A 14,292-nucleotide genomic window follows, 5' to 3' on the forward strand; every position below is an offset into this window, starting at 1 on the left:
ACAGAGCTGAATGGTCCAGATGGTCGGCCTGATGGGGGTGACGATGCCGGGTATCACACCGTTGAGCCCGCATGATCCACGCTCGGCCGGGCCCTACCAACTGCTCGCCCGGCTGGGTACGGGCGGACAGGGAGTCGTCTACCTGGGACGGGACGGTGACGGACAGCGGGTCGCCGTCAAGGTGATCAATGTCGACCTGCACCGCGACCCCCGGGCCAAGGCCCGGTTCGCCAGGGAGATCGCCGCCGCCCGTCGGGTCGCGTCCTTCTGCACCGCGCAGATCCTCTTCGCCGAGGTGGACGGGGACGCACCGTACGTGGTGAGCGAGTTCATCGAGGGCCCCACCCTGCGCCGGCACGTTCGGGAGCAGGGACCGATGTCCGGCAACACGTTGCACCGGCTGGCCGTCGGCATCGCCACCGCCCTCACCACGATCCACCGATCGGACGTCGTCCACTGTGACCTCAAGCCGGACAACGTCATCCTCGGCCTGGACGGTCCACGGGTCATCGACTTCGGGATCGCCCGTGCCCTCGACCTCACCGAGACGATGACCAGACAGGTCATGGGCACCGCGCCGTACATGGCACCGGAGCGTTTCCGCAACGACGAGGTCGGCCCCGCGTGTGACGTGTTCGCCTGGGCGGCGACCATCGCGTTCGCGGCGACCGGCCGACCGCCATTCGGCAGCGACTCGATCGGCGCCGTGATGCACCGGGTGCTCCACGAGCCACCTGACCTGCCGGTGCTGCCCGACCCACTCGACGAGCTGATCAGACAGTGCCTGCACAAGGACCAACAGGCCCGGCCCAGCGCCGAACAGGTGCTGCTGCGGTTGCTCGGCTACGTCGCCCGTCCCTCGGCCACCCCGCCGCTCGAGGCCGTTCTGCGGGAGGGCAACGTCCGGGCCACCGCGCCCGCACCGACGTACCCGATGCCGAACCGCCCGACCATGACCATCCCGGTCCCGACCTCCCCGGCGCCGACCGCCACGGCCCCAGCGGAAACCGTACGGCGGGAAACCTGGCCCCAGCGGCTGCGCCGGGAGTACGCCGACCCGTGGGGCATATCGACCGCGGTGTTCCTCGGGCTGACCGGGGCGGCTGCCGGGTACGCAGCTTCCAGCGACACCGGTACCGCAGTGATCGCCGCAACGGTGACGTTCGTCGTGGTCTACAGCGTTCGCCTGCTGCTGGCCACCGCGCTGTCGGCTCGACCCGGGGCGGATTCCGCCGGGGCCACCCCGATCACCTACCGCCCGCCTCCCAGCCCGGGTCCCTGACCACGGTTCCGGTTCACCTCCCTGCCCAGACCTAGGCGGAACGGAAGAATGTCTATCAAAGTGAGCCGAACCAGTGAAGAACTGGTAATTCCCGGCAGGCACTCCGCCCGCCGCTGGTTGCCGTACGCGATTTCCGTCGTCGCCGGGCTCGTGGTCATCGCCGCGACCTATGTGATCGTCCGACCGGACCCCGCCGGGTGCGTCCCGCTGAGGGTCAACTCCTCCTCCGAGAAGAGCTCACTGATCGGCAAGCTCGCCGAGCGCTACAACAAGAGCCGGGGCCGGGACGTGGCGGGCAGGTGCGCCACCGTGACCGTCCAGGGCATGAATTCAGGCGAGGCCATGAACGAGTTGGCCGGCGGATGGGCCGGCAGCTCACCTGTGCCACAGGTCTGGTTACCGGCGTCCTCGCTCTGGATCGGCCAACTGAGGCAGTTGAACAGGGACGCCCTGCTACCTCGCGAGGACCATCCGGTTATCGCAAGCAGCCCACTGGTCATCGCCCTACCGAAAGAGAAGGGCTTGCTGCTCCAGGAGCGCGGCACGCTCGGCTGGGGCGAGATCCTGGGTGCGCCCAGTCAGGATGGCTGGGCGACCTTCGGGCACCCGGAACTGGGCAATTTCACGTTCAGTAAGGACAACCCCGCACTGTCCACCTCCGGCCTCGCAGCCACCATCGCGACGTACTACGCGGCCAGCGGAAAGGAGGGCGGCTCGACCCTGACCCTCGACGACCTGGAGAAGGACGCGGTCACCGCGTACGTCCGCGGCATCGAGGCGAACGTATCGCACTACACCGACGATGTGGTCGACCTGCTCAAGCGGCATGCCGAGGCGGACCTGTCCCTCGATGGCGAGGCGGGCGTCACCGACCTGAACGCGATCGTGATGCAGGAGTCGCTGGTCTACCAGTACAACCGGGGCGAAATGAGTCCGAGCAGCGGAAGCTCCGGCGAGCCGGTCAGGCCCAGGGTGCCGCTGATCGCACTACATCCCAGGGAGGGCACCTACGACCTCGACCACCCGTACGTGGTGCTGCCCTCGACCGACCAGCAGCAGCGACAGATCGCCGACGACTTCCACGAATTCCTGCTGGAGAAGCCGCAGCAGGAGGAGTTCCAACTGTTCGGCTTCCGCGACCACAGGCGGACCCCCTCGGCAGAGCTCTCCAGGTGGACGCATGCCCGCGGCGCCCCGAGGGATCCCTTCAAGGAGCCGGCCCCGGAGGTCGTGACGAAGATCCTGGAAGGTTGGAACAAGCTCAGCAAGAAGGCGAACATCCTTGTCGCCATCGACACGTCCACCTCGATGAACGCACAATCCGGCAACCGTTCCCGCTTCGAGCGGGCGACCGAGGCGACCAGGAAGGCCCTGGCCCTGTTGGGCACCGAGGACAAAGTCGCGTTGTGGTCGTTCTCGACGGAGACGAAGCAGCACCCGGACGCCCCCTTCAAGCCCGAGGTGCGACTCTCGAGACTCGACCAGGGAGCCCTCACCGAGAAGCTCGACAAGCTGAAGGCCGACGGGCCGGGCACCGCGCTCTACACCACCGTACGGGCAGCGCATCGACACATGGTCGAGAACTATGCCCCTGATCGGATCAACGCGGTCGTGGTGCTGACCGACGGGAGGAACGAATACGACGCCGACAACAACCTCGCCAGGCTGCTCCGCGACGTCAAGCTGGATCCGAGGAAACCCGTCCGGATCTTCTGCATCGCATTCGACCGGGATTCCGACCTGGGATCCCTGGAAGAGATCGCAAAGACATCCGGGGGAAAGGCCTTCGACGCCCGAGACCCGGCCAGGATCGAGGATGCGTTCCGGGCCGTGGTCCACAGCTTCGGCGCCAGGTAGTTTCCGTCCCACTGGCTGAGCCAGTCGATCATTGGGGCGGTGGGGGCACCCCGAGAGCCTCTCCGGCGCGCTCCGGCTGACTACTGTTTCGAGAATGCAGCACGGCCCGATACGACCGTACGACCTTTCCCAGTCCCCGCCGCCACCGTGGCCTCCCGCCCCGGCCCCGGCGCGCCCCGGACCGTGGCCGACCGTCGCCGCCGTGCTGGTCGGCTGCTGGGCGGTCGCCGTGACAGTCGGCGGTCAGGCGACCGGCTGGCTGATCGCGCAGGTGCTGCTCGTTGCCGGGATCGACGAACCGGCCTGGTTCTGGCCGGTGGGCGATCTGGTCGCGGCGGGGCTGGTGGCGCTGCCAGCCGGGCTGCTGGCCGGGCTGCCCCGCTCGGTGGCGGTACGGACCACCGGCCGCGCCTGGCTGATCGCCGCCGGCGCGCTCGGCGTGTTCGGGTTGCTCCGGGCGATCCCGGTGTCCCACCACGAGGGCTATTTGGCCGCGCTGGCGGTACTGCTCGCCCTGGCCACGATGCTGACCGGGCGACTGAACCGGCGTGGGCAGCAGATCAAGCACAGCGGGCAACCGGTCGAGCCCAGCCAATCCTCCGAGCCCGACGGGCAGCACATCGAGCCCAGCGGGCAACCGGTGAAGCCCGGCGGTCGAACCTCCGCCACCGGTGCCGGATCGCCCGCCACCGGATTCGCGATCGCCGCCGGGCTGGCACTGCTGCTGCCCTGGGCCTGGATCGGGGCGCTGGGTGGACCGCTGGAGACCGTACTGGCGATCGGTACGGCGGCGGCGGTCGGCTGGTTCGCCAGCATTCTCCTCGACGGGCGGTTCTGGGCGGCCTACCAGCGCCACAGCGACGGCCGCCCGGCCGGCGGTCCACGCCTGGTGCTGCTCGGCGGTCTGGTCGCGGGAGTGGCGCTGGCCGTGCTGGCGGCCGGAATCGGACAACCGGCCACCCAACTCGCCGAGCTGATCATCATGCCGTCGGCCGGCTTCGCCGCTGCCGCACTACAGGCCCTCGCCCAGCGCCGCCCCGCCACACAGCGACGCTTCGCCACGTACGAGGCCGGCTCGGGCAACCGTCCCGGGTCGGCCGCACCGACGGCGTGGCTGGTCGGGCTGGCCGCGCTCGGTCCGCTGGCCTTCACCGACCCCGAGGAGATCTCGCTGTTGCTGTTGAGCGGGCGGGACGTGCCGTTCTGGGCCGCTGTCGCCGCCGGCTGCTCGCTCGCCGTCGCGCTCCTGCTCGGCCTCGGGTACGGCGTCAGCTTCGCCCGCGCACGGGCCGCGTCCCCCCACCGGTGGATCGGTACGGCCACCGCCGCCATCGTCCTGGTGGCCACCGCCGGGGTGTACGTCGGCCTCGGCCAGCCCGGTCTGCACGGTGAGCGGCTTCTCGTGGTCCTCAAGGAACAGGCCGACCTGGGCGGCGTATCGACCGGTCAGTCGGGGCAGGCCGGCCGGGACGCCCGGGTCCGGGAGGTCTACCAGCGGCTCGTCGCCACCGCCGAGCGGTCCCAGGCGGAGCTACGCCGTGACCTGGACCGGTTCCGGCTGGACTACACGCCGTACTACCTGGTCAACGCCATCGAGGTGAACGGCGGGCCGGTCGCGCGGGCCTGGCTGTCCCGACACGACGCGGTCGACCGGGTGCTGCTGGCCCCACGGCTACGACCGCTACCGGCGGAGGTCGCGGTGACCCGGGGCGACGCGGCTGCGCCGTCCTCCGTACCGTGGAATCTCAGCATGATCGGCGCGGATCGGGTCTGGTCTCAGCTCGGGGTCGACGGGTCCGGGATCGTGGTCGGCGGCTCGGACTCCGGCGTGGACGGTCGCCATCCGGCACTGTCCTCCCGTTTCCGGGGCGGTGACGATTCATGGTACGACCCGTGGAACGGCACCCGCTCCCCCAGCGACCGCAACGGCCACGGTACGCACACCCTCGCCACGGCGGTCGGCGGCAACGACGTCGGCGTCGCACCCGGTGCCCGCTGGGTCGGCTGTGTCAACCTCGACCGCAACCTCGGCAACCCGGCCCGCTACCTGGACTGTCTACAGTTCATGCTGGCCCCGTTCCCGGCCGGCGGGAACCCGTTCACCGACGGGCGGCCCGAGCGGGCCCCACAGATCCTCACCAACTCGTGGGGCTGTCCACCCCTCGAAGGCTGTGACCCGAGCGCGCTGCGCCCGGCCACGGCCGCACTGGCTGCCGCCGGCATCTTCTTCGTCGCCGCCGCCGGCAACACCGGTCCGTTCTGTGGCTCGGTCGACGACGTACCCGCCACCTATCCGGACGTCTTCACCGTGGGCGCGGTCGACCGGAACCGGGCGGTCACCGATTTCTCCAGCCGTGGTCCGACCCCGGACGGGGCGGTCAAACCGGATCTGGTCGCCCCCGGGGCGGGCATCCTGTCAGCGATGCCCGGCGGCGGCTACGCCAGCCTGGACGGTACGTCGATGGCGACCCCGCACGTGGCCGGGGTGGTGGCCCTGATGTGGTCGGCGAATCCGGCGCTGATCGGCGACGTGGAAGGCACCTGGCGCATCCTGCGGGACACCGCGACCGTCGCTGCGCCGGGCCAGACCCCGGACGGCTGCGCCCCGGAGGCCAACAGCGAAGGTGCCGGCCTGGTCGACGCGTACGCCGCCGTGCAGGCCGCCCGGAGGTAGGGAAGGGCCCTTCTTGTCGTTCTCCGTATAGGAAGGATCCCTTCCTAACCCGTCCCCCATGCCCTATGGTCGCGCTCGTGGATGCTGAGCTGATCTCGGACCCGTCGAACGCCACAGCGGGTCCGAACCACCTGAAAACAGACCCGCCGGAAACCGCAGCGGGTCTGAGCTACCCGAAAACAGACCCGCCGGAAACCGCAGCGGGTCTGAGCTACCCGAAAACAGACCCGCCGGAAACCGCAGCGGGTCTGGGCATAGTCGTACTGACCGATGACCGGGTGCCGGCGGTGGTGGAACTGTGCCGCGCGGCGCTGGACCTGCCGGAGGACGCTGCCGAGGCGGAGCAGATCGTGACCCGGCTACGGCAACGCCCCGGCGACCGGCGTACCGACGGCTTCATCGCCCTGGTCGACGACGCGGTGGTCGGGGTCGTGCTCAGCTCGCTCAGCTCCCGCAAGCCGGACCGGGGACACATCGACCTGCTGGCGGTGCTGCCGTCCGCCCGCCGTAAGGGCATCGGCCGGGCCCTGCTGGTACGGGCCGAGGCCGACCTGGCCGACCGTGGTGCCACCGAGGTGTGGATCGCCGGCAACCCGCCGTACTATGCCTGGCCCGGCATCGACGTCCGCTACACCCCGGCGGTCTGTCTGGCGATGAAGCTCGGCTACGAGCAGGATCGTACGGCGTGGAACATGACCGCCGACCTGTCGTACGACGGCTCGCCGGCACTTCGGTCCACGGCACCGGCCGAGGAGCGACTGGCCGCCGCCGGGATCGCCGTACGTCGAGCGACGTCCGACGACCTGCCGGCGTTGGCCTCGCTCATCACCGAGCACTTCGGTGGCGCGTGGTACGACGAGGTGTCGCACTCGGTCGACCGGACCGACAGCGGCTGCCACATCGCCGTACGGGGTGACGAGTTGCTCGGCTTCGCCGCGTACGGTTCGTCGCGGCCGACCTGGTTCGGTCCGATGGGCACGGCTCCGGCCGCCGAGGGTCTGGGCATCGGCGGCGTGCTGCTCCGTCGCTGCCTGCGTGACCAGCGGGCGTCCGGACACGAGCAGGCCCAGATCGGCTGGGTCGGCCCGGTGCCGTTCTATTCCGGCAGTGCCGGTGCCCGGATCGAGCGGGTGTTCTTCCTCTACCGCAGGCAACTCTGATCTGCGGCGTGCCTCGACGGTGGACTTGGTCTCAAGCTTGGTTGAGCTTCCAGGGTCGCCGTCATGCACGCCCGAACTCACCTCACCCTGCACCCGATCCCGGACCACCTGGCCGCTGACACGGCCGTGGCGATGCACTCGACCGGGACCACCGCGCTGGATGTGCTCCGGCAGGCGCGGTTGTACGGTACGGACGCCGTACTCGTGATGACGGCCGCCGAGGCGCATGCTGCACCGTAGAGCCGGGCCACCGAGGGAATGGTCGTGTTGACCACCGATCGGTTCAACGCATGACGGGAGGAATGGGCCGTGGGTGATGACCGTGGGTGATGGTCCGTGCCTGATCGGCACCACGAAGACGGTCGTCAGACAGAGGCAAATTACCTCCGTAAAGGGCTAAATCGGCAACACGGGCACATTACCCCGTTCCGCAGGCCTCTCCCGCAGGTAGGACCTACGGTGTGACTGGGAGGAGGAGATCATGGCGAACGACAAGGAAGCTGATGACGATCTCCAACCGGTTGCCTGGACGCGGCTCACGGATGCGACCGGGGAAACCGCGAACACCCGGGTGACCGACCCACCCGGAGAGGTTCCAGTCGGTCGGCTCGACTACGGCGACGCGGACCAACTGGCCGAAATGGACGGCGTCGACGACGAGGCCGCCGACGAGTTGATCGAATTGGTCGACACGCCCATCCAGATCAGGCAACCGTTCACCCGGGCCGAGAAGCGGCGTAACCAACGACCGTTACCAACATGACGAAAGGGGCGGACCGCTTGCGCGGCCCGCCCCTTCTTGTCTTACTGGGACGCTGGCTCCCGGTCCTGTCTGGACGCTGGGATCAGAAGTCCATCTCCCCGCCGCCCGGCGCAGCCGCCGCGGCCGGAGCCTTCTCCGGCTTGTCCGCGACCACAGCCTCGGTGGTCAGGAACAGGGCCGCGATCGACGACGCGTTCTGCAGCGCGGAACGGGTCACCTTGGCCGGGTCGATGATGCCGGCCTTGAGCAGGTCGACGTACTCACCGTTGGCGGCGTTGAGGCCGTGGCCGGCGTCCAGGTTGCGGACCCGCTCCACGACGACGCCACCCTCGAGGCCGGCGTTGACGGCGATCTGCCGCAGCGGGGCGTCCAGCGCGATCTTGACGATCTGCGCACCGGTCGCCTCGTCACCGGTGAGGTCCAGCTTGTCGAAGGCGGTCTTGCCGGCCTGCACCAGCGCGACGCCACCACCGGGGACGATGCCCTCCTCGACGGCTGCCTTGGCGTTACGGACGGCGTCCTCGATGCGGTGCTTGCGCTCCTTCAGCTCGACCTCGGTGGCCGCGCCGACCTTGATGACCGCAACGCCGCCGGCCAGCTTGGCCAGCCGCTCCTGCAGCTTCTCGCGGTCGTAGTCGGAGTCGCTCTTCTCGATCTCGGCCCGGATCTGGTTGACCCGACCCTGGATCTGCTCGGCGTCACCGGCACCGTCGACGATGGTGGTCTCGTCCTTGGTGATGACGACCTTGCGCGCCTGGCCCAGCAGGTCCAGGTTGGCGGCGTCGATCTTCAGACCGAGCTCCTCGCTGATGACCTGGCCACCGGTGAGGGTGGCAATGTCGACCAGCATGGCCTTGCGGCGGTCGCCGAAGCCCGGGGCCTTGACGGCGACGGACTTGAAGGTGCCCCGCACCTTGTTGACGATGAGGGTGGCCAGGGCCTCGCCCTCGACGTCCTCAGCGATGATCACCAGCGGCTTGCCCGACTGCATGACCTTCTCGAGGATCGGCAGCAGGTCCTTGACCGCGGAAATCTTGCTGTTGGCGATCAGGATGTACGGGTCGTCGAAGACCGCTTCCATCCGCTCCGGGTCGGTCATGAAGTACGCCGACACGTAGCCCTTGTCGAAGCGCATACCCTCGGTGAGCTCAAGCTCCAGCCCGAAGGTGTTGCTCTCCTCGACGGTGATGACGCCTTCCTTGCCGACCTTGTCCATCGCCTCGGCGATGATCTCGCCGACGGTGGTGTCACCGGCGGAGATCGACGCGGTGGAGGCGATCTGCTCCTTGGTCTCGATGTCCTTGGCGAGCTTGGCCAGCTCCTCCGCCACGGCACCGACGGCGGCCTCGATGCCCCGCTTCAGGGCCATCGGGTTCGCGCCGGCCGCGACGTTACGCAGGCCCTCGCGGACCAGCGCCTGGGCCAGGACGGTCGCCGTCGTCGTGCCGTCACCGGCCACGTCGTCGGTCTTCTTGGCGACCTCCTTGACCAGCTCAGCGCCGATCTTCTCGTACGGGTCCTCGAGCTCGATCTCCTTGGCGATGCTCACACCATCGTTGGTGATGGTGGGGGCGCCCCACTTCTTCTCGAGCACCACGTTGCGGCCCTTGGGGCCGAGGGTTACCTTCACGGCGTCGGCGAGGGTGTTCATGCCCCGCTCGAGGCCGCGACGCGCCTCTTCGTCGAACGCGATCATCTTGGCCATACGGCGTTGTCCTCCTGGACACTCGCGGCCACCCGGGCCTGTTGGCTCCCGGATGAGCCGCCTGATTACGCACCTTCGGACGTCACTACCTGGCGACAGTGACGTCCGCCGGCCGGGCCGGACAGCCCGCGACGACCGGCCATGTGACGCGAGTCCGTCTCCTTGCGGACCCGCGACCGTGACCCTACCGCCCCGACCTTGGCACTCACGGGGTGCGAGTGCCAACACCTGTTTAGCACTCTCCCCTGTCGAGTGCAAGCGCGTCGGGGCGTCCCGCCCATGGTTCGCGCTCGGCCCGGGGCGTCGGATCAGCCGAAGATCAACGAAAGCTCGGCGGGCCGGCGGAGGACCGACGGTGGAGTTCCCGAACCAGCCGGGCAGCGGTCACCGGCGACTCGTGGCCGCGTTGTTCGGCGTGGGTGACCAGCAGAGCGGGCCTGGAACATGCGGGCCGAGCGGCCGAGCGGATTGGTTCGCTCGAAGAGAACAGCAGGCTGACCGGTTCACCGGCCGCCCGGCGGGTGACCACCCAGACACCGGAGGCCCAGCCCAACGACCACAGAGCCGTCGCGACGAACCCTGCCGCGAGGTAGCCCAGTGGCACAAGGGTCCCGACATCGGCCTGGGCCACACCCGGCGCACCGAACGGGCTGGCGTCGCTGAGCGTCAGAAGCTCGATCGCCAACGCCGGTCCGACCTGAGTAACGAGCATGATCGACAAAAGGAACGACCAGCTTCGCCTGGCCGATTCCGCTACCCGGCTGAACCAACTATTGAGTCCGGCTCCGGATGGTGCAACCAAAGGATCATCGGGTTCGGCGTGGCCACCCATTCCGGATCCAACTCAGCCACTCCTCAGTGACCGTGACCTGAACAGGCCACGGTCCTGCCGGATCAAACATGAGAACCGGTGGTCGACCGATCATTCGGTCCACCGCCGGTGTGTGGGTACGTCGTACGACGACCGGGAACCGGTCAGGCGATGACGCGTACCTTCTCGGCCTGGGGACCCTTCTGCCCCTGGGCGATCTCGAACTCCACCCGTTGCCCGTCGTCCAATGCCTTGTAGCCATCCATCTCGATCGCGGAGAAGTGGACGAAGACGTCCTGTCCTCCGTCGACTGCGATGAAGCCGTAGCCCTTTTCGCTGTTGAACCACTTGACGGTGCCTTGCGCCACGGTGCACTTCCTCACTTCGATTGGTGCTGGGTCAACGACAACCCCCGACAACGGCGTACGCCGGTCGGGACCGCTGGCCCGTCGCTCCCATCGGACCTATCGAATCCAGCGGCCGAAATCGCACGGTACACGAGCCCTTCCAGCTACGCACTCCCCCAAATCGGACATCACGTCCCACCCGATAAAGCTGCCGGTTCCCACCTCTACGAACGCGGTGGCCCCGTCACTGGTCGCACCCCAGTCCACCTGAGAAAACGCTTCAGCTATTGTCGCTTGTCTCTGTAAGCAGGCAACAACCCGGAAGGCATTACCGCAATCAGGTTGCCGACCAGCCGGCATCCGGGTAGTCATGCGTCATGACAAGCATGTGGGCCTCGGCCCCGAGCCAGGCCCTCGCGCCCACCGGTCCGGCAGCCCGCCGGATCCGCGTGGCCGACGGTCCCACCGTCCGCCGGATCCGCCCGGCGGACGCCAGCCGGATGCGGGCACTCCGGCTGGAGATGCTGGCCGATTCCCCGCTGGCCTTCATGGAGACGGTGGCCGAGGCGGCGGCCCGCCCACACGCCGAGTTCGAGGCACGGATCGCCAGCGACGCGGTCGGCCAGCACTCCACCAGGTCCGTGGCGGAGTACGGCGACCGTCTCGTCGGCCATGTGGGAGGCTTCCCGTCCTCGGAGGACCCCGGACTGACCGTGATCTTCAGTGTCTACCTGACCCCGGCGTGGCGGGGTCGGGGACTTCTCGCTCAGTTGATCGAGGACGTGGCGGCCTGGTCCCGGTCAGTGGGGCGGCCCGAGCTCATGCTGGAGGTCGTGGTGGGCAACGACCGGGCCATCCGGGCGTACGAGCGGCTCGGTTTCGTCGACACCGGTGTACGCGTACCGCACCCGAGGCTGCCGACGCTCACCGAGCTACAGATGCGCCGTACCGCCTGACCGGGTGGTTCCGAACCCCGCCCCTGGTCGTAGGTGGTCCCTGGCCGGGTGACGGCTGCGCCCAATCATGCGGTTGGGGCCAGAGCGCGGTGGCCATGGCCAGAACGCTGGGCGACGCGGACCGGGAAGCCCCCGCAGCGTTCCTCCAGGTCGAGCTGACCCGGGACAGAAGCGGTGACCGTCGATGCTCGACGGCCACCGCTTCCCGGTGCTGTTGGTTCAGCGGGTCATTTCCTGACGACGTCGGGCGTCGGCATGTCCCGGGCTGTGTAGGGCGACCGCGAGGTGCTGCCGGCGTTGCTTCGTGCGGCGGGTCCGCTGGCTGTGCCCGGGTAGAGCCAGAAGGTGCCGACGACGTCTATGACGACGCCGGTGGTACCCAGACGGTTGTAGACGTTGAACTGGTTGGTCGGGCCGATCTGGGTAACGGCGGCGTTGGCCACGATCTCTCCGGCGTTGAGGTTCAGATTGCTGACGTCCGGTTGATCGATGCCACCAATGCCGTTCGGCCAGAGCTTCAGGAAGGTATTGGCCGTGGGCGTGACCGCCGTGACGTTGAGCGCCAGCGCCTGGGTGCCCTCGGTCAGCACCGGGCCAGGTGCGGTGACCGTGCCGGTTGCGGAATGGCCGAGGTTGGCCGGCAGGCCCTGACCGATTCGGCTGTCCACGATCCGGGTCGGCGCCTTCGGGTTGAAGCGCAGACCGTCGGGCAGGGTGCCGTCGTCGATGAAGCCGACGATGTCCACGATTACGTGGGTCTCCTTGAGCGAGTAGACGCCGAAGGTCGGATACTCCGATCCCCACTCGCAGTCGTAGCATTTCCGAACCGGCACGATCGCCAGGTTCGAGGTAATCGATCCGGCGCTGTAGTTGACCGTCGAGGTGTCCGGCGCCGGCCATTCCCCGTTCCAGGCCGTCAGGAACCCGTTGGCCGACGGTGACACAGCGGTGATGTTGAGGACGACGGCCCGCATCCGCCGGTTGGCTTCGGCGCCGTAGTTCACTCCGGCACGGAGCTGGTAGCCGCCTGGCAACTTCTTTCCCCAGGCGCTGCGGCTGTCGAAGAGCCGCAGCGGCGGTACGGGCTGAAGCTGCCCGCCCAGGCCCCTGCCGCTGTAGACCAGCGAGTTGTCGCTGGTGTAGAAACCCGTCACATCGACGATGACGTGGGTGTAGCCGGTGAAGTTGTTGATGGCGACCTTGCCGCCTGCACCGACGGCCACCGTCACCGAGTTCGACCGGACCCAGCCCTTCTGGAAGTTCAGCGAGGAAGCTGTTGGCTTCGACTGTCCAGCCGGGTACACGGTCAGGTAGCTCGAAGCCGTCGACTCGGTGACGGTCACGTTCAGCACGACCGCACTTACGCCTTCGGACGGGACTCCGCCGCGCCCGGTCACCTGGAGGTTGATCGTTCCGTTCGGGCCCAGCTTCGCCTTCGGGGCACCGTTACCCGTACGGGTGTCCATGATCCGCGACGGTGCCAGCGGATAGTAGGTGCCCTTGGCGCCCACCACACCGGAAAGGTTCAGTGACACGGTCTGCGGCGTGGTGAGGCTGTTGTTCGGCAGCTGCAAAGTAGCGCTCTTGAAACCCTGGCCGGCGGGCTTTGGCGCGACATCGACCTTGCATGTCTGGTCCTTGGCCAGCGTGGCACCCGTGCAGGTGTCGGCCGTGATGACGAACGACGAAGGATCGGTGCCAGCAATGGTGACGGTGCCATAGGTGATCGGCGTGGCACCGGTTCCGGTCACGGTCACGGTCCTCGGTGCACCCGTCTCGGCGATGTACTGGTCCATAAAGCCCAGGACCGTCGGGGAGATGCCGACCGTTCGCGGGTCGAGGCCGTTGATGCCCAGCTGCACCATCCGCTTACCGGGGGCGGTGTTGTCGGGCAGTTGCAGGAAGGTCCACTCGCCACTCAACTTGGTCGGGCTCGCGCTGACCGTGATGGTGCACGTTTCGCCGCTGGAGCGGGTCGTGCCCGAGCAGGTGTCTTCCGTGATCGCGTAGGCAGTCGTCGCGGTGGAAAAGCCGGCGGTCCCGAAGACCGTGGGGGCCGTTCCGGTCGACGTCACCGTGATCGTCTTGGTCACCGCGGGGCTGCCGACCAGCCGGTCGCCGAAGTTGTGCGACATGACGTCCGTCGACGCACCGACGAAGTCAACGCTCGAGTTCCACCGGATCTCGCCACGGAGGTCGCTGTAGCTGGAGTAGCACGAGATCACGAAGGAGGCCGCGAACCCGGTGAGGGCGTTGGTTTCGGCGTCCCGAGTGGCCTCCCGGACGTTGAGGGTGCCCGGCGCCTCGTAGCAGGTGCTTCCACCATGCACGACATCGATGAACGCCTTGGTGGCCTCGGGATACATGGCCAGGTCGTAGCTGGTGTCCGCGGTCCACGACGCGCCGGGAGGCGGGGCCAGGACGAAATTCCAGTAGTCTCTGCCCTGATCCGCGCGGAACTTCAGCTCGTCGCTGGCGTTCGCGGTGACTGTGAAGGTTGAACCGTTGGCCTGGTCGTACACCCGGGCCCCCTGATACCACCAGGAACCCGGCGTGCCGTCGATGGACAAGGCGGTGTACGGAGCGGGCGGTGATGCTGCCGCGCTAGCGGGGGTGGCCACCGCCGCCACCGCGACCACCGCAGTTATGGTGCCGACGACGACACCACGAAAGCTGTACAACAAAACTCCTTCTTAGCGAAGAAAGTGGAAGTGCCAGCGGACAGTAGGCCTTTTGT

Annotated in this window: 11 protein-coding genes; 7 read left to right on the forward strand and 4 right to left on the reverse strand. The window is 68.2% G+C overall.

The window, feature by feature from the left end; all coding sequences use genetic code 11:
* Positions 1-10: 10 nt before the first annotated feature.
* The 6 genes from ACFQ4H_RS21795 (at position 11) to ACFQ4H_RS21820 (ending at position 7,736) form a co-directional block, all read left to right on the forward strand.
* Entirely contained in the window at positions 11-1,282 is a 1,272-nt protein-coding gene (locus tag ACFQ4H_RS21795; protein ID WP_377573154.1) for a serine/threonine protein kinase, read from the forward strand.
* A 60-nt stretch (positions 1,283-1,342) separates the two neighbouring features.
* Positions 1,343-3,139: a vWA domain-containing protein gene (locus ACFQ4H_RS21800; RefSeq protein WP_377573156.1), complete on the forward strand. Its 1,797-nt coding sequence runs from the start codon at positions 1,343-1,345 to the stop codon at positions 3,137-3,139.
* 94 nt (positions 3,140-3,233) lie between these two features.
* Positions 3,234-5,813: a S8 family serine peptidase gene (locus ACFQ4H_RS21805; RefSeq protein ID WP_377573159.1), complete on the forward strand. Its 2,580-nt coding sequence runs from the start codon at positions 3,234-3,236 to the stop codon at positions 5,811-5,813.
* 248 nt (positions 5,814-6,061) lie between these two features.
* The gene (locus ACFQ4H_RS21810; RefSeq protein WP_377573286.1) at positions 6,062-6,973 is read left to right on the forward strand and encodes a GNAT family N-acetyltransferase; all 912 of its coding nucleotides are present in this window, start codon (positions 6,062-6,064) and stop codon (positions 6,971-6,973) included.
* A 63-nt stretch (positions 6,974-7,036) separates the two neighbouring features.
* A complete protein-coding gene (locus ACFQ4H_RS21815) occupies positions 7,037-7,213 on the forward strand; it encodes a hypothetical protein (protein WP_377573161.1) in 177 nt (58 codons plus the stop codon).
* A gap of 331 nt (positions 7,214-7,544) precedes the next feature.
* Positions 7,545-7,736 carry a hypothetical protein gene (locus ACFQ4H_RS21820; protein ID WP_377573289.1) on the forward strand — a complete coding sequence of 64 codons (192 nt, stop codon included), beginning with the start codon at positions 7,545-7,547 and terminating at the stop codon, positions 7,734-7,736.
* 82 nt (positions 7,737-7,818) lie between these two features.
* Here the strand turns inward: ACFQ4H_RS21820 and groL are convergent, their stop codons facing one another.
* The 3 genes from groL to ACFQ4H_RS21835 all read right to left on the reverse strand — a co-directional run bounded on the left by groL (position 7,819) and on the right by ACFQ4H_RS21835 (position 10,620).
* A complete protein-coding gene (gene groL / locus ACFQ4H_RS21825) occupies positions 7,819-9,441 on the reverse strand; it encodes a chaperonin GroEL (protein WP_377573164.1) in 1,623 nt (540 codons plus the stop codon).
* Between the two features lie 319 nt (positions 9,442-9,760).
* A complete protein-coding gene (locus ACFQ4H_RS21830) occupies positions 9,761-10,153 on the reverse strand; it encodes a hypothetical protein (protein ID WP_377573167.1) in 393 nt (130 codons plus the stop codon).
* 263 nt (positions 10,154-10,416) lie between these two features.
* Positions 10,417-10,620 carry a cold-shock protein gene (locus ACFQ4H_RS21835; protein ID WP_033342363.1) on the reverse strand — a complete coding sequence of 68 codons (204 nt, stop codon included), beginning with the start codon at positions 10,618-10,620 and terminating at the stop codon, positions 10,417-10,419.
* 356 nt (positions 10,621-10,976) lie between these two features.
* Here ACFQ4H_RS21835 and ACFQ4H_RS21840 point away from each other — a divergent pair, with 356 nt between their 5' ends.
* A complete protein-coding gene (locus tag ACFQ4H_RS21840) occupies positions 10,977-11,555 on the forward strand; it encodes a GNAT family N-acetyltransferase (RefSeq protein WP_377573170.1) in 579 nt (192 codons plus the stop codon).
* A 227-nt stretch (positions 11,556-11,782) separates the two neighbouring features.
* Here the strand turns inward: ACFQ4H_RS21840 and ACFQ4H_RS21845 are convergent, their stop codons facing one another.
* Entirely contained in the window at positions 11,783-14,236 is a 2,454-nt protein-coding gene (locus ACFQ4H_RS21845) for a choice-of-anchor D domain-containing protein (RefSeq protein WP_377573173.1), read from the reverse strand.
* Positions 14,237-14,292: the final 56 nt, after the last annotated feature.

It is taken from the genome of Micromonospora sonneratiae (assembly GCF_042679305.1).
Lineage (GTDB): Bacteria > Actinomycetota > Actinomycetes > Mycobacteriales > Micromonosporaceae > Micromonospora_H > Micromonospora_H sonneratiae.